Raw genomic sequence first — 15,517 nt, 5'->3', positions numbered from 1 at the left:
GTATCAGGCTAACAGGGCCCATGATCTACGAAACACCACATGATTGGATTCGCTCGCGGTCCCGGCGTGTCCTGCTCTTCGGCATGTCCGGGCTCGGCAAGACGTATCTCTCGAGCATGCTGCGAGAGAGGGGCGCGTTCTTCCACTACTCCGTCGATTATCGGATCGGCACGCGCTATATGGGCGAGTTCATCGCCGACAACTTCAAACGGGAGGCGATGAAGGTCCCGCTCCTGCGCGAGTTACTGATGAGCGACAGCATCCATGTCGCGTCGAACATCACGTTCCACAATCTCGCCCCCCTCTCGACCTACCTCGGCAAGCCGGGCGATCCGTCGCGCGGCGGACTGCCTTTCGGAGAATACGCCGACCGCCAGGCGCAGCATCGCGACGCGGAGATGCGGGCGATGACGGACACCGTACGCTTCATCGAACGCGCGGAGACGCTCTATGGGTACGAGAACTTCGTGTGCGACACGAGCGGCTCGATCTGCGAGATCCTCGATCCCGAAGACCCCGACGATCCGATCCTGTCGATCCTGTCGAACCATCTCCTGATGATCTGGATCGAAGGATCCGAGGCCCATACCGCGGAACTCGTCCGCCGCTTCGACCGCGCGCCGAAACCGATGTACTACCAGCCCGAGTTCCTGTCCGACGCCTGGGAAACCTACCGTGCGGAGACGGGTCTAGAAGAGGACGCCGTCGATCCGGACGCGTTCGTGCGCTGGACCTATGCCCGCGCCCTCGCCCATCGTCAGCCCCGCTACGCGGCAATGGCCCGTTGGGGCATCACGGTAAGCGCGGAGGAAGTCGCAGCGGTCCGCGACCCGGAGGATTTCGAGGCGCTCGTTGCGGAGGCCCTGGCCCGGCGCGGCTAGACCGTTCGGCCGGAACCCGACCGGCGACGCGTGGCCGCCCCGGCTATTGAGCTCCCTCCCCGCGGATTGTAGGCCCACTTTTCCACGACCGAAGGCACCGCCATGCCCATCAAGCTTCCCTCCGACCTACCGGCCTTCCGCGTCCTGCGCGAGGAAGGCGTGCAGGTGATGGGCGAGGCGGAAGCCATGCGCCAGGATATCCGTCCGTTGAGGATCGGATTGCTAAACCTCATGCCGAAGAAGATTCAGACGGAGAACCAGTTCGCCCGCCTGATCGGCGCCGGTCCGCTCCAGATCGAGCTGACGCTCATCCGCATGTCGGAGCACAAGGCCCGCAACACCGCCGCGGAGCATATGGAGGCGTTCTATCGCCCCTTCTCCGAGGTCCGCGGTGAGCGGTTCGACGGGCTCATCATCACCGGCGCGCCGATCGAGCATCTGGATTTCGCCGACGTCACGTATTGGGACGAGATCCGCGAGGTCTTCGACTGGACGCAGACCCACGTCCATTCCACCTTCGGCGTCTGCTGGGGCGGGATGGCGATGGTCAATCATTTCCACGGCGTGCCGAAGCACCTCCTGCCTTCAAAGCTTTTCGGCTGCTATCGCCATACGAACCTGCAGCCGTCTTCGGCCTATCTCCGGGGCTTCTCGGACGATTGCGTCGTCCCCGTCAGCCGTTGGACGGAGATGCGGCAGCCGGACATCGACGCCGCGAGCGGGCTTACCACGCTTCTAGGCAGCGGTATCGCGGGGCCCTGCCTCGTCGAGGACCCAAGCCATCGCGCGCTCTACATCTTCAACCATTTCGAATACGACGACGACACGTTGAAGCAGGAATACGAGCGCGACGTCGCCTCGGGAATGGCGGTGACGATCCCTACGGGCTACTTCCAGAATGACGATCCCGCGAGCCGCCCGCTCAACAGATGGCGGAGCCACGCGCATCTTCTATATGGCAACTGGATCAACGAAATTTATCAATCGACGCCGTATGACCCCGAAGAGATTGGCCGCTAACCTCGCCCTCGCGGCCATCGCTGTCGCAGGGGGCGTATTGCTCGTCGACGGGGTCGCCGGCCGTCGCGAGAATGCCGCGGAAGATCGCTCTCCCCCGGAAGGCCGGTTTCTCGAGGTGGACGGACGACAGGTCCATTACCTTCAAGTGGGCGAAGGGCCGGACCTCGTCCTGCTGCACGGGGCGAGCGGCAGCATGCGCGACTGGACCTTCTCGTTTCTCGACAAGGTCCGCGAGCGCTACCGCGTCACCCTCTTCGACCGGCCCGGCCTCGGCTACACGGAGATCGCGCCGCGCGCCGCCGGCCCCGCGAACACGCGCAGCGAGACCCCGATGGACCAGGCGAACCTGCTCGCCACGGCTGCCGAACGGCTCGGCGTGACGCGTCCCGTCGTCGTGGGTCATTCCTATGGCGGCGCGGTCGCGATGGCCTGGGCGATCGCCCATGATCCCGCCGCGATCGTCGTCATCTCGGGCGCGACGCAACCTTGGGAGGGCGGGCTCGGTTGGCAGCAGGAATTGTCGGCCTCCGCCCTGGGAGGCGCGCTCGTCGTCCCTCTCGTGACCGCGTTCATCGGCCGCGACTTCGTGAGTTCCGTCGTCTCGAACGTCTTCGCACCGCAGGAGCCTCCGGAAGGTTATCTGGAGCATTTCGATGTGGGCCTGATCCTCAGGCGAAAGTCGTTCCGCGAGAATGCCCAGCAAGTCTCCGGCCTGAAGCCCGCCCTCACCACGATGACGGCCCAATATCCGGAGATCGACGTGCCCGTCGAGATGCTGCACGGAACGGCCGATGGGGTCGTTTCGGCTGAGCTTCATTCCGAACCGACCGCCTCGGCCGTGCCGGGGGCCAATCTCGTGCTTCTCGAAGGGCTCGGGCACATGCCGCATCATTCCGATCCGGATGCGATCGTCGCGGCCATCGACCGCGCGGCCGAGCGGGCCGGATTGCGCTAGGGCCTTCCGAGGACTAGGCTCCGCCCTTCACATGCGACCGGAAGGCCAGATCATGCCGAAGCGCGGTTATCACCACGGCAATCTCGCGCAGGCCCTCGTCGCTTCGGCACTCGAACTCATCGAACAGAAGGGACCGTCCGGCTTCACCCTGAGCGAAGCCGCGAAGCTTGCGGGCGTGACTCCCGCCGCGGTCTATCGGCATTTCGACGGTCGCGAAGCGCTGATCGCGGAAGTCGCCCGGCAGGGCTACGCGATCTTCGCAGACGATATGGAGCGCGCCTTTGCCGGCGGACAGCCCTCCGCCCTCGCCGCCTTCGAGGCAACGGGGCGCGCGTATCTCGGTTTCGCACGCCGACATCCCGGCCATTACATCGCGATGTTCGAATCGGGAATCGTCGTCACCCGCGACCCGGCCCTCAATGCTGTCGCAACGCGCGCGCGCGGCGTTCTAGAGGAAGCGGCGACAGCCCTTTCAAGACACATCCCGGAAGAAAAGCGCCCCCCCGCCGCGATGTTCAGCGCCCATGTCTGGGCGCTGTCTCACGGGGTCGTCGAGCTCTTCGCGCGTAATTCGCCGGGAACCAATGTGCCTTTCCCGCCCGAGGACCTGCTCGAGACGGGGATAGGGATTTACCTACGCGGATTGGGGCTTCTTTCGCCCGACGCGTGACGCACGGGCTTCGGGACTGGCGTTGAACCAAGACGAGCCGCGGAGAGGACGAGACCGGCTAGGGCGACGGCGACGATCACGGTGAGTTCCATACGACAAGCTCCACTCGTTGCGGCATATTTAGGTAACAGCGGCCCGGGATGCGGGTTCCCGCGACACTCTGTCAGAAGATCATCAACGATCCCGGATCCCAGCTTACCGTCACCGCCTCGCCGCGCTCGGCCGTGACGCCGCCGGGAAGATTCTTCATCGAGACGGTGACCGTCCGGTCGGTCCCATCGAGCATCACCGCGTAGTAGCTCATGTCGCCGTAATAGGTCACTTCGCTCACGCGGCCGGATGCCGCGCGCTGCCCCTGGCTCGGCGGCTCCGACAGGAGCGACATCATTTCCGGCCGGATGCCGACCTCCGCGGGACCGTCCTTCAGCCCGCCGGGGGCCTGTCGCTCGGAGACATCCGTCCGCCCGAATCCGTCGACCTCGATCTCGCGACCGCGGAGCCGTGCGGGAAGAAAGCTCATCATGCCGATGAACTGCGCCACGCGGCGGCTTGCGGGACGGAGATAGAGCTCGCCCGGCGCGGCTACTTGCGCGATGCGCCCGTCGAACATCACGGCAATCCGGTCCGACATGATCAGCGCTTCTTCCTGATCGTGCGTCACGAGGATGAAAGTGATGCCGACCTGCCTTTGCAGCCGTCGCAGCTCGTCCTGCATCGTCTCGCGGAGCTTGCGGTCGAGCGCCGACATCGGCTCGTCGAGAAGCAGGACCCGCGGCTTCAGGATCAGCGCACGGGCAAGGGCCACCCGCTGTCGCTGACCGCCGGAGAGCGCATGGGCCGCGCGCTTGCCGAAGCCGCCGAGCCCAACCATCTGCAGAGCTTCCTCTACGGCGTTACTCTTTTCCGAAGCCGACAATCTGGAACGTCGCAGGCCGAAGCCCACGTTCCGCGCGACGTCGAGATGGGGAAAGATCGCGTAGGACTGGAATACCATGTTCGTCGGCCGACGGTTCGCCTGCACCCCCTCCATCGGCTTGCCGTCAAGCGTGAGCGTCCCGCGCTCCGGCTGCTCGAATCCGGCGATGGTTCGAAGAAGCGTGGTCTTGCCGCAGCCCGACGGGCCGAGAAGGGAGAAGAACTCTCCCTCCGCGATATCGAGACTGAGATCGTCGAGCGCCTGCTCGCCGTCGAAATTCTTGTGAATGTCGCGAAGCTCCACGATCGGTCTCTTCATGCGAAGAATCCTCCGGCATCGCGGCGCCCGGATCGGCGCATTCCCCGGCGGCGGACCCATTCGGCGCCGCAGAGCAGGATCACCGACAGCGCGACGAGCAGCGTGCCGAGCGCCATGACGATCGGCAGCCGCGCGGGAAAGCGCAGTTGCGCCCAAAGATAGACGGGCAGCGTCGGGTCAGAGCCGGTGAGGAAGAAGGCGATGATGAACTCGTCGAGGCTGATCGTGAAGCCGATAAGCAGCGAGGAGATTATGCCCGGCGCGATGAGCGGCAGCGTGACCATGCGAAAGGCCTGCCAACGGGAACAGCCGAGATCGATCGCCGCCTCCTCGATCGCGGGATCGAGGTTGCCGAAGGCGCCGTTCAGGATCGCGATGGCGAAGGGCATGCAGATGAGCGTATGGCCGAGCACCACCGTCAGCGCGTTGAGCTGCACGCCCAGGGTGAGAAGGACGACGAGCAGCGAGACAGCCACGAGGATCTCCGGCAGGATCAATGGCAGCATGACGAAGCCGAGCACCGCCGCGCGTCCGGGAAAGGCATAGCGCGCATTCACCCGCGCGGCACAGAGCCCCAGAAGCGTGGCGAGAATGGAGGCCGAAACGGCAATGGAGAGGCTCGTCCGAACGGATCGGACAAGCTCCGGCGTGGCCGGAAGCGCCTCGAACCAGCGGGTCGTGAACCCCGTGAGCGGAAAGGCGATGACCGTGCTGTCGTTGAACGCAAAGATTGGCAGCAACACGATCGGCGCATAGAGGAAGACCAGATAGGTCAGGACATAACCGCGGAGCATGGCTTACCGCCCAAGCCCCGCGACGCGCCGCAGTCCCAGCACCACGATCGCCGCGACGAAACCGACGCTGAGCATCGCGAGAACGGAAAGGGCCGCACCCATCGGCGCGTTGTTGAGGCGTAGGAACTGCGTTTGGATCATGTTGGCGATCATCAGTCCGTCCGGGCCGCCGACGAGGCGCGGGGTGATGTAATCGCCGACGGTCGGTATGAAGACGATAAGGATCGCCGCGACGATGCCGCCCATCGAAAGGGGCAACGTCACGCGCAGGAAGGTGGTCAGCCTCGATTCGCCCAGGTCCCGGCTCGCTTCGATCAGGGAACGGTCGATCCGCTCGAGCGCCACGAAGATCGGCAGGATCGCAAACGGCGCGAAGGCGTGGGCGAGCGTGATGACGACCGAGGTCGCGTTGTAGAGCACCCAGCTCAGCGGCGCATCGATGAGGCCCAGCGTCTCGAGCGTGGTATTCAGCACGCCGTTGAACCCGAGGATCACCTTCCAGAGGAAGACGCGGATGAGATAGCTCGTCCAGAACGGGATGGTGATGAGGAAGAGCCAGAGGCCCTTCGAGGCCGGCGGCACATGGAAGGACAGGAAATAGGCGACCGGATAGGCCAGGATCACGGTCACCGCCGTGACCGTGGCCGCGATCCAGACCGAACGGAACAGGAGCTGTCGGTAGAGCGGATCGGTCAACGCCTCGCGATAATTGGCGAGCGTGAACGTCCGGTCGAGGGTCAGGAAATCCTGCGACCAGAAGCTGAAAAGCACGATGACGGTGAGCGGGACCGCGAGGAGGAGAAGGGCGAAGAGAAACGGCGGTGCGACCAGAAGGCGTCCCCTGGTCCGATCGGCCCGCGATGCGCCTGTCGCCATGCCCCTCCGTCCGTCTTCAGGGGCCGGTGTCCGGCCGGTTCCGTTCCGCGGCAGGACGCGGGATTTGGCGGACCCAAGAGGATTCGAACCTCTGGCCTCTGCCTTCGGAGGGCAGCGCTCTATCCAGCTGAGCTATGGGTCCACTCGGCACGTGCATACAAGCCCGTCCGGGAAGCCGCAACGCCAAACCGGCGTCACGCGAAGAGGTCGTGGCAAAGCTCGAGCGCATCGGCGAGCGCGTCGACCTCGCCTTTCGTGTTGTAGAGCCCGAAGGACGCCCGGCAGGTCGCGGTTACCCCCAGATGGTCCATGAGCGGGCCCGCGCAATGATGCCCGGCCCTGACCGCGATGCCGCGCTTGTCGAGCACGGTGGAGATGTCGTGCGGATGCGCGGCACCATCCAGGGTGAAGGAGAAGATCGCCCCCTTGCCCGGCGCGTTGCCTTGAACATCCAGCCAGTTGAGCCCGCCGAGCCGGTCCTGCGCATAATCGCGCAGACCCGCCTCGTGGGCCGAGATCGCCTCCATCCCGAGATCTGACATGTAGTCGAGGGCGGCGCCGAGACCGATCTGCTGCACGATGCCGGGTGTTCCGGCCTCCAGCATCATCGGCATTGACGCATATTCGATCGTATCGCGGTGAACCTCGCGGATCATGTCGCCGCCACCCATGAAGGGCCGCATCTCGGCATGACGGTCGGGATGGATGTAGAGCGCGCCGGAACCCGACGGACCGTAGAGCTTGTGTCCGGTAATGACGTAGAAGTCGCATCCGATGGCAGCCACGTCGACCGGCAGGTGGACCGCCGCCTGGCTCCCGTCGACGAGGACGGCCACCCCCCTTTCATGGGCGGCGGACGTGATCGCGGTCACGTCGACCACGGTTCCGAGCACGTTCGACATGTGGGTGATGGCGACGAGCTTCGTGCGCGGGCCGATCGCGTCGATCACCGCCTGCGGGTCGAGCGCGCCGGTCGCGTCCACATCCACCCATTTTAGCACCACGCCTTGCCGTTCGCGCAGGAAATGCCACGGCACGATGTTCGCGTGATGCTCCATCACCGAAAGGACGATCTCGTCTCCCGGCTCGAATCGCGGTGCGGCCCAACCGTAGGCGATCGTGTTGATGCCTTCGGTCGTGCCGGTGTTCATGACAATCGAACTCTCGTCCGCCGCACCGAGGAAACGCGCGATCTTGCCGCGCACGGCCTCGTAATTCTCGGTAGAGATGGTCGAAAGCGTGTGCAGGCCGCGATGGACGTTCGCGTAATCCTCGGCATAGGCCCGGTTCATCGTCTCGATCACGCTCAGGGGCTTCTGCGCGGAGGCGCCGTTGTCGAGATAGACGAGAGGCTTGCCGTTGATCTCGCGCGCAAGGATCGGGAAATCGGCGCGCACGTCGGTCACGTCGTACATGCTGACGGTCCTTTTACCTGGAGACGGTGACGCCCGCGAGCGTCGCGATGAGCGAAAGGGCGAGGCCGACACCGACTAGGACGAAGAGGATCATGCCGAAGACCCGCCCGAGGGAGGAAAAGCCGTGCAGTTCCGCCACAAAACAGGTGAGCAGCACCAGAAAGAGGACGAGGCCGGCGGTAACGACGAGCGCACCCAGCGAGGGGACGAGCAGGATGACCACGCTCTGGACGACCTGAAGGCAAACCATGATGAATTGCAGCCAGGTCACGGCCAGAAGGGCGCCGCGCAGATCACCGGTACCACCGAATTTCCGTCCGACCCCGTCGATCAGAAAGACGGTGGAAAGTAGGACCACGAACTGAATCGCACCGAAGATGAAAGGTGCTGCGAATCCCGGTCCCGCGGGACCATCGGTCTCGGCGGCGAAAAGGAGGAGATTGGTCGCTTCGGCGAGAAGGATCGACAGTACGACGACAAGAAGAAGCGCTTGCCACAACGCCTCGCGTCCGACCGGCAGTTCCATGAGGCGGGCAAAGGTGCGCCGGGGCGCGCGCAGGGTCTCGCCCGCAAGGGGCAGCAACGTAGAGAACGACAGGAGGTTCATCGTGTCGTCTCCACACTCCAGAGGCCCGCGAGCCACAGACCGAAAAACGCCAGCAAAGCGACGAGCCCGGTCAAATCCTGCGCCGGACCGGGGCCGACGAAACCCGCGACGAGCCCCCAGAGAAGCCAGAGCGGAGAAGCCGCGAGTAGCCCCCAGAAAAGCGCCATGCGCGCCTGCAGGAAGTTAGCCCGCCCGCCGAAGAGACGCGCGACAAGATGGCTGAGCCCGGCAACCCCGTAGAGAACGAGCGGCGCGATGAAGAGCCAGCCGAGAAGCGCCGCGCCGATCAGCATGTCGAGCTCTCGCCCCGTCAAATAGCTTTCCCGCGACAGGCGCGGCCATTGCGCCACGAAGATGAGCGCGCAGGCGAGCATCAGCGTGATGAGCGCCCGCCCCTCGCCGCGGCCGTCGGACGTGTCGAGCCTGCGGCGCAGGACCTGACCCGGCCGACGATAGCTGGCGGCGATATCGGCGGTGAGCGCCATGCTCAACGCGTTGCGTGACGCGAGAGCCAACCCGAGAGCTGGTCGCGAAGCACACCCGCAATATCGGGATCGTCGATCTCGTCGAGCGCCTCGGCGAGGAAGGCCAGAACCAAGAGATCGGTCGCCGGTCCCTCCGGCACACCGCGCGAACGGAGATAGAAGAGCGCTTCCTCGTCGATCGCGCCCGTGGTCGAGCCATGGGAGCAGGCGACGTCGTCGGCGTAGATCTCGAGCTCGGGCTTCGCGAGGAACTGGCTGTCCTCATCGAGGAGGAGCGACTGGCTGATTTGGTAGCCGTCGGTCTTCTGGGCCCCCTCACGGACGAGGATCTTGCCCTGAAAAACGCCCACCGCGCCGTTCTTCAGGACCTTCTTGAAGACCTGCCGGCTTTCGCAATCGAGCGCGTCGTGGGTGATGAAGACGGTGTCGTCGTGGTGGAACGGATGGGCCGCCGCATCGCCGATCGCCGCTCCGGCGACATGCGCGATGCCGCCGTTGCCCAGACATTCGATCACGTGCTCGTTCCGGGTCAGCGCGCCGTTCGCGCTCAGCGTGAAGGACTTGTAGACCGCCGCCTCTCCGAGTCGGGCGAAGCCCGCCGTCGTCGCGGAGCGATCGTGCTCCCGCCCCTGATCCCGAACATGGTGAAAGGCACCGCCCTGGGCGATATCGGCCTCGATCACGATGTTCGAACGTGCCCCTGCCGGACCGGCCTCCACGAGGGTCAGTGCGGCATCCGCATCGATACGGATCACGTGATGCAACAGCACGTCGGACCGTGCATCGCGATGACGGTACACGATGGAGACGGGTCGCGTGACCTTGCCGCTCACACGGATCAGGACGCCATCGGTCGCGAAGGCGGTGTTGAGCGCCGCGAGCGGCCGGTCGACCGGATCCTGGCCACGCGCTTCGAGCGTGCCGTAGAGGTCGCGCGCCCAGTGGATGTCCGGCGCCCCGGCGAGGCGCGCGATCTCCATCCCCTCACCCTCGAGCGCGTCGGATGCATCGGGATCGAACACGCCGTCGGTAAAGACGACCGTCAGACGATCGGCTTCCGCGCCGAGAGGGATCTCGTCGGGAAGATCGCGTGACGGCGCCTCGGCGACCTCCGGAGCCGTGAACGCCGACGGATTGGTGAAGCGCCAGTACTCGTCCCGCCGCTGCGGCACGCCCTGGGCCTGGAGACGTGCGAGGGCGTCTTCCCGCGCGGCCCGGCTCCATCCTGCATCGGCAGGTAGGCTCAATCCCGCGAGGCGGGTCGCCGTCGCGTCCTCCTTGGCCTTCGGCAATGCCATCACGCACCCTCCGCGATCAGGTCCGTATAGCCATTCTTCTCGACCTCTAGAGCGAGATCCGGGCCGCCGGTCTTCAGGATGCGACCGTCCGCCATGATGTGGACCACGTCGGGCGTAATGTGGTCGAGCAGGCGCTGATAATGCGTGATGACGAGAAAGCCCCGCCCCTCGTCGCGCAACGCGTTCACGCCGGAGGCCACGAGCTTCATCGCGTCGACATCGAGCCCGGAATCGGTCTCGTCTAGGATACACATCTTAGGCTCGAGCATCGCCATCTGCAGGATCTCGTTGCGCTTCTTCTCGCCGCCCGAGAAGCCGACATTGACCGGCCGCTTCAGCATGTCGGCGTCGATCTGCAACTCCTGCGCGCGGGCACGCACGAGCTTGAGGAAATCGGCGGAGGAAAGCTCGACCTCGCCGCGCGCCTTGCGCTGAGCGTTCACCGCGGTGCGCATAAAGGTCATGTTGCCCACGCCCGGTATCTCGACCGGATACTGGAACGCGAGGAAAAGGCCCTCGGCCGCGCGCTCTTCCGGCTCGAGCGCGAGGATGTCCGTCCCGTCGAGCGTCGCGGAGCCTTCGGTAACCTCGTAGCCTTCACGGCCAGAGAGGACGTAGGAGAGCGTGGACTTGCCCGATCCGTTCGGGCCCATGATCGCGTGGACCTTGCCCGCCTCGACGGTCAGATCGACCCCCTTCAGGATCTGCTTGTCCTCTTCCTCGAGCTTGACGTGCAGGTTCTTGATTTCCAGCATATTTCCTCTTGTACCTTCTGCGGTCAGCCGAGCACGACGGCGGTGCCCGATGCGGACACCATCAACATGCCGTTCTCCTTGCCGACGACCTCGTAATCCAGATCGACGCCGACGACCGCATTGGCCCCGGCATCCCTCGCGCGATCCTCCATTTCCCGGATCGCCGTTTCCCGTGCCTCGTTGAGGCTCTTCTCGTACGCGCCCGAACGTCCGCCCAGGATATCGGTGATGCCCGCGAAGAGATCGCGGAACACGTTCGCCCCGAGGATCGCCTCGCCGACGACGATGCCGCGATATTCGCGGATCGGCCGCCCTTCGATGCTCGGTGTCGTCGTGACGATCATGTCGGACTTCGATTTCGACCAGAGACTCATCGTTTCCCCCTGAACATCATCCGACCCGCGATCCAGCCGATCGCCGCCGAGACGGCGATCACGATCAGGACCCGCGGCATCGGCGATTGCAGCCACCATTGCAAGCTCGCGATGAGCCCGAGCGCCAGCGCCACGCCGATCGCGAGCCGCCGGAAGAAGCGCGGCCGTTCCGGTGCGCGGATCGGGTCGAGCTCACCCATCCTGTGCTCCCAGCCTTGCGTCCAAGCGCATCATCAGCCGACCGAACCCTCGAGGCTGATCGCGACCAGTTGCTGTGCTTCCATCGCGAACTCCATCGGCAGGGCTTGAAGCACCTCCTTGCAGAAGCCGTTGACGACGAGCGCCACCGCCTCCTCCTCGTCCATGCCGCGCTGGCGGCAATAGAAGAGCTGGTCCTCGTCCACCTTCGACGTCGTGGCCTCGTGTTCCACCCGCGAGGAATTGTTCTTCACCTCGATATAGGGAACGGTATGGGCCCCGCAGGTGGAGCCGATGAGAAGGCTGTCGCACTGCGTGTAGTTGCGGCTGTCCTTTGCTTTCGGGTGCATGGAGACAAGGCCGCGATAGGTGTTCTGCGCATGGCCCGCGCTGATCCCCTTCGAGACGATCCGGCTTCGCGTCCGCTTGCCGAGGTGGATCATCTTGGTGCCGGTATCGGCCTGCTGCCAGTTGTTCGTGATGGCGATGGAATAGAACTCGCCCTGGCTATCGTCGCCCCGCAGGATGCAGGACGGGTACTTCCACGTCAGCGCGGAGCCCGTCTCAACTTGCGTCCAGCTCACCTTGGAGCGGTCGCCTCGGCAATCGGCGCGCTTCGTGACGAAGTTGTAGATGCCGCCCTTGCCGTTCTCGTCGCCCGGATACCAGTTCTGGACCGTGGAATACTTCACCTCCGCATCCTCCAGCGCAACGATCTCCACCACCGCAGCGTGCAACTGGTTGGTATCGCGCATCGGTGCGGTACAGCCCTCGAGGTAGCTGACATAGGCCTGCTTGTCGCAGATGATCAGCGTGCGCTCGAACTGACCGGTATTCTCGGCATTGATGCGGAAATAGGTCGAGAGCTCCATCGGGCAGCGCACGCCCTCGGGGATGTAGACGAAGGAGCCGTCGGAGAAGACCGCGGAGTTCAGCGTGGCGAAGTAATTGTCCGAAGCCGGCACGACGGAGCCGAGATACTTGCGCACGAGCTCCGGGTGCTCACGGATCGCCTCCGAGATCGAGCAGAAGATGACGCCCGCTTTCTCGAGTTCTTTCTTGAAGGTCGTCCCGACGCTTACACTGTCGAAGACGGCGTCCACGGCCACCTTGCGCTCGCTGTCCTTGGCCTCCGACGGCGCGGCCTCCGCGCCCTCGACACCCGCGAGCACCATCTGCTCCTTGAGCGGAATGCCGAGCTTGGCATAGGTCTCGAGAAGCTTCGGATCGACGTCGTCGAGGCTCTTCGGCTTCTCCTTCATCGAGGCGGGCTTGGCGTAGTAATACTGCTCCTGGTAGTCGACCGGCGCGTATTTCAGCATCGACCAGTCAGGCTCCTTCAGCGTCTGCCAGCGGCGAAACGCCTCGAGCCGCCATTCGAGCATCCACTCCGGCTCCTCGTTGCGCTCGGAGATGAGGCGCACGATATCCTCGGTAAGGCCCTTCGGCGCGAAATCCATCTCGATCTCGGTATTCCAGCCGTGCTTGTACGCACCCGAAAGCTGGGCCACCGCATCGACCGTCTCACGGTCGACGGATTCTTTTGCCTTGTCGCGCAACGTCGTCTGGTCGGTCATCTTCGTCTCCTTCTCAGGCGGCGCGGGCCTGGTGTCTGCTTCTCCGGCTCAGCCAGCATTCGGCGAACCGGTCAATATCCTCGTCCGTCGTCATCAGGCCAAGCGATACGCGGATCGCCGAACCTGCCGTCAACTCGTCGTGGCCCATCGCGGCGAGCGTGCCGCTCCCGCGGAGCTTGCCGCTCGAGCAGGCGGATCCTGCCGAGATCGCGAAACCGGCGAGATCCAGCTGCATGACCTGCGTCTCGCCCTTCCAGCCCGGCGTCGCGAGCATCGTCGTATTGGGCAGGCGCGGTGACGTTCTGGCTATGCAGATAGTCCCCGAAGCCTCCGATTCCAACGCCCGTTCGAGCCTGTCGCGACGTTGCGCCACTGCGTCCCACGCTCCGGCGCGCAAATCGCGCGCGGCCGCCTCGGCGGCTGCGCCGAAGCCCGCGATCGCCGCCACGTTCTCGGTACCCGAGCGCCGCCCCATCTCCTGACCGCCGCCGCGGATACGTGCGCGCAGATCGAGGCCGCGGCGCAGGACGAGTGCGCCTACGCCTTTCGGCCCGCCGATCTTGTGCGCCGAAACGAAAATCATCTCGATACCGCTGGCGTCGAAGGCGAACGCGACCTTGCCGAAGGCTTGGGTCGCGTCCGAGACCGCGAGACCGACGGGCAGGTCCTGAAGCACACCGGTTTCCGGATTGGCGGCTTGGAGAGCAGCGCGGGACGGATCAGGTGGAGCGATCGATCCGTCGCGGGCCACGGGAAGCTCCGGTCGGCACCAGGCCCCCACCGCCGCATGCTCCACCGGCGCGCAGACGAGATCTCGACCGGCGCACGCCAGCGCCGCGGCCTCCGTCGCGCCGGAGGTGAAGACGATGTCGGCCCCCTCCGCCCCGAGCGCCGCTGCCACCTGGGCCCGGGCGTGCTCCACGACGGCGCGTGCCGTGCGTCCCTCCGCATGGATGGCCGAAGGGTTGCCCGCAAGATCGAGCGCCGCGAGCATCGCGTCCCGCGCCTCGCCCCGCAAAGGTGCGGAAGCGTTATGGTCGAGATAGACGCGGCCGCTCATGCGGGATCCGCCGGATCGTCCACCAGTTCGAATAGGTTCGGCACCGCCGGACAGGGGGCGAGCTCGTTGCCCACCACGTCCGAAAGTCGGGTCTGGTGCAGGAAGACATAGACATGGGCGCTCATGCTCTCCCACAGGCGGTTCGTCAGGGATTGCGCCTTCGTTCCCGAAAGCCCCCCCGAAGCGCCGGCGCCCTGATGCAATGCGCTCACCGTCTCGTCGACCGCACCCAGTATCTCGCAGATGCGGATCTCCGCGGAGGGCCGGGCGAGGCGGTACCCCCCTCCCGGCCCGCGCACGGATGTCACGAGCTGGGCACGCCGCAGCTTCACGAAAAGCTGCTCGAGATAGGGGAGCGAGATGTTCTGCCGCTTGGAAAGTTCGGAAAGCGAGACGAGGCCCCTCCCGTCGTGGAGCGCGAGATCGCAGAGCGCAACCATGGCGTAGCGGCCCTTCGTGCTCAGCTTCATCCGCGATCTCTCCCTCCGAAACCGGGCAGTTGACGATAGAGCGCCCGTTAATTACCTGCAATCCAGTCCGGGCTGCACGCGGCCCTCTCTTTAGAAACGTTCTAAGGTTTTTGGCCGATACCGTCAAGGATGTCGGCCGAACCTCACCCCAAAAGTCGGAGCCGTACATGCCCGAAGTCATTTTCGCCGGTCCAGAAGGCCGGCTCGAAGGGCGATACCATCCCCAGAAGCTCCGCGACGCCCCGATCGCGATCATTCTGCACCCGCATCCGCAATTCGGCGGCACGATGAACAATCGCGTGGTCTACAATCTGCATTACGCGTTCCGGAACCTCGGGTTCACGGTCCTGCGCTTCAATTTTCGCGGGGTGGGAAGATCTCAGGGCGAGTACGACCAGGGGATTGGAGAGCTGTCCGATGCCGCTTCCGCGCTCGATTACCTGCAATCGATGAACAACAACGCGAAACATTGCTGGGTCGCGGGCTTCTCGTTCGGGGCCTGGATCGGGATGCAGCTCCTGATGCGGCGGCCGGAGATCACCGGCTTCATCTCCGTCTCGCCGCCGGCCAACATGTACGATTTCAGCTTTCTCGCGCCCTGCCCGAGTTCCGGCCTCATCGTGAACGGTGCGGCCGACCGTGTCGCGCCGCCGAAGGATACCCACGCGCTCGTGCGCAAGCTGCACGAGCAGAAGGGGATCACAATCAGCCATGAGGAAATCGAGGGGGCAGGACACTTCTTCGAGGATCCCCACATGGAGCCGATGATCGGCCTCGTGCAGGATTACGTGAAGCGTCGCATGGGCGAGACGACGAGATAGGCCTTACCGGCGCCGCCCGGAAAGCGG

At 64.9% G+C, this 15,517-nt stretch carries 18 protein-coding genes and 1 tRNA gene; 5 read left to right on the top strand and 14 right to left on the bottom strand.

All coding sequences use genetic code 11. The features are described from left to right. Positions 1-20 precede the first annotated feature (20 nt). The 4 genes from LX81_RS05470 to LX81_RS05455 all read left to right on the top strand — a co-directional run bounded on the left by LX81_RS05470 (position 21) and on the right by LX81_RS05455 (position 3,526). Positions 21-881 carry an ATPase gene (locus tag LX81_RS05470; RefSeq protein ID WP_111536277.1) on the top strand — a complete coding sequence of 287 codons (861 nt, stop codon included), beginning with the start codon at positions 21-23 and terminating at the stop codon, positions 879-881. A 102-nt stretch (positions 882-983) separates the two neighbouring features. Further along, positions 984-1,901: a homoserine O-succinyltransferase gene (locus LX81_RS05465; RefSeq protein WP_111536276.1), complete on the top strand. Its 918-nt coding sequence runs from the start codon at positions 984-986 to the stop codon at positions 1,899-1,901. Then, complete coding sequence (locus tag LX81_RS05460) at positions 1,876-2,856, top strand: alpha/beta fold hydrolase (protein ID WP_111536275.1); 981 nt, start codon at positions 1,876-1,878, stop codon at positions 2,854-2,856. Before LX81_RS05465 ends, LX81_RS05460 begins: the two co-directional genes overlap by 26 nt. 52 nt (positions 2,857-2,908) lie before the next feature. Continuing rightward, positions 2,909-3,526, top strand: coding sequence for a TetR/AcrR family transcriptional regulator (locus LX81_RS05455; protein ID WP_111536389.1), 618 nt, complete (start codon positions 2,909-2,911; stop codon positions 3,524-3,526). Positions 3,527-3,689: 163 nt separating this feature from the next. Here LX81_RS05455 and LX81_RS05450 read toward each other — a convergent pair whose 3' ends face one another. From LX81_RS05450 to iscR, 14 genes are all read right to left on the bottom strand, one after another. Then, positions 3,690-4,760, bottom strand: coding sequence for an ABC transporter ATP-binding protein (locus tag LX81_RS05450; protein ID WP_111536274.1), 1,071 nt, complete (start codon positions 4,758-4,760; stop codon positions 3,690-3,692). Then, positions 4,757-5,554, bottom strand: a complete 798-nt coding sequence (locus LX81_RS05445) for an ABC transporter permease (RefSeq protein ID WP_111536273.1) — start codon at positions 5,552-5,554, stop codon at positions 4,757-4,759. The genes LX81_RS05450 and LX81_RS05445 overlap by 4 nt, the downstream gene beginning before the upstream one ends. A gap of 3 nt (positions 5,555-5,557) precedes the next feature. Beyond that, positions 5,558-6,430 (bottom strand): ABC transporter permease, encoded by an 873-nt coding sequence (locus tag LX81_RS05440; protein ID WP_111536272.1) that lies wholly within the window; start codon positions 6,428-6,430, stop codon positions 5,558-5,560. A 65-nt stretch (positions 6,431-6,495) separates the two neighbouring features. Continuing rightward, positions 6,496-6,572 (bottom strand) — tRNA-Arg (locus tag LX81_RS05435). A 52-nt stretch (positions 6,573-6,624) separates the two neighbouring features. Beyond that, entirely contained in the window at positions 6,625-7,845 is a 1,221-nt protein-coding gene (locus tag LX81_RS05430) for a cysteine desulfurase (RefSeq protein WP_111536271.1), read from the bottom strand. 13 nt (positions 7,846-7,858) lie between these two features. Then, positions 7,859-8,452: a YIP1 family protein gene (locus LX81_RS05425; RefSeq protein ID WP_111536270.1), complete on the bottom strand. Its 594-nt coding sequence runs from the start codon at positions 8,450-8,452 to the stop codon at positions 7,859-7,861. Further along, on the bottom strand, positions 8,449-8,937 hold the full coding sequence (locus tag LX81_RS05420; RefSeq protein WP_111536269.1) for a YIP1 family protein: 489 nt from the start codon (positions 8,935-8,937) through the stop codon (positions 8,449-8,451). The genes LX81_RS05425 and LX81_RS05420 overlap by 4 nt, the downstream gene beginning before the upstream one ends. Before the next feature lie 2 nt (positions 8,938-8,939). Continuing rightward, a complete protein-coding gene (locus tag LX81_RS05415; protein ID WP_111536268.1) occupies positions 8,940-10,235 on the bottom strand; it encodes a SufB/SufD family protein in 1,296 nt (431 codons plus the stop codon). Then, on the bottom strand, positions 10,235-10,990 hold the full coding sequence (sufC, locus tag LX81_RS05410; RefSeq protein ID WP_111536267.1) for a Fe-S cluster assembly ATPase SufC: 756 nt from the start codon (positions 10,988-10,990) through the stop codon (positions 10,235-10,237). The genes LX81_RS05415 and sufC overlap by 1 nt, the downstream gene beginning before the upstream one ends. Positions 10,991-11,013: 23 nt before the next feature. After that, positions 11,014-11,334 carry a heavy metal-binding domain-containing protein gene (locus tag LX81_RS05405; protein ID WP_111536388.1) on the bottom strand — a complete coding sequence of 107 codons (321 nt, stop codon included), beginning with the start codon at positions 11,332-11,334 and terminating at the stop codon, positions 11,014-11,016. A 26-nt stretch (positions 11,335-11,360) separates the two neighbouring features. After that, positions 11,361-11,564 carry a hypothetical protein gene (locus LX81_RS05400; RefSeq protein WP_111536266.1) on the bottom strand — a complete coding sequence of 68 codons (204 nt, stop codon included), beginning with the start codon at positions 11,562-11,564 and terminating at the stop codon, positions 11,361-11,363. 33 nt (positions 11,565-11,597) lie between these two features. Beyond that, positions 11,598-13,139 (bottom strand): Fe-S cluster assembly protein SufB, encoded by a 1,542-nt coding sequence (gene sufB, locus LX81_RS05395; protein WP_111536265.1) that lies wholly within the window; start codon positions 13,137-13,139, stop codon positions 11,598-11,600. Positions 13,140-13,152: 13 nt separating this feature from the next. Next, positions 13,153-14,199, bottom strand: a complete 1,047-nt coding sequence (locus LX81_RS05390) for a cysteine desulfurase family protein (protein ID WP_111536264.1) — start codon at positions 14,197-14,199, stop codon at positions 13,153-13,155. Next, entirely contained in the window at positions 14,196-14,669 is a 474-nt protein-coding gene (gene iscR, locus LX81_RS05385; protein ID WP_111536263.1) for a Fe-S cluster assembly transcriptional regulator IscR, read from the bottom strand. Before iscR ends, LX81_RS05390 begins: the two co-directional genes overlap by 4 nt. 167 nt (positions 14,670-14,836) lie before the next feature. On the opposite strand from iscR, the gene LX81_RS05380 reads away from it, so the two are divergent. Then, entirely contained in the window at positions 14,837-15,490 is a 654-nt protein-coding gene (locus LX81_RS05380) for an alpha/beta hydrolase (protein ID WP_111536262.1), read from the top strand. The last annotated feature ends 27 nt before the right edge of the window (positions 15,491-15,517 follow it).

It is taken from the genome of Palleronia aestuarii (assembly GCF_003253995.1).
Classification (GTDB): domain Bacteria; phylum Pseudomonadota; class Alphaproteobacteria; order Rhodobacterales; family Rhodobacteraceae; genus Palleronia; species Palleronia aestuarii.
The sequence above is the reverse complement of the archived record's forward strand: the minus strand, read 5'-3'. Positions and strand labels throughout refer to the sequence as shown.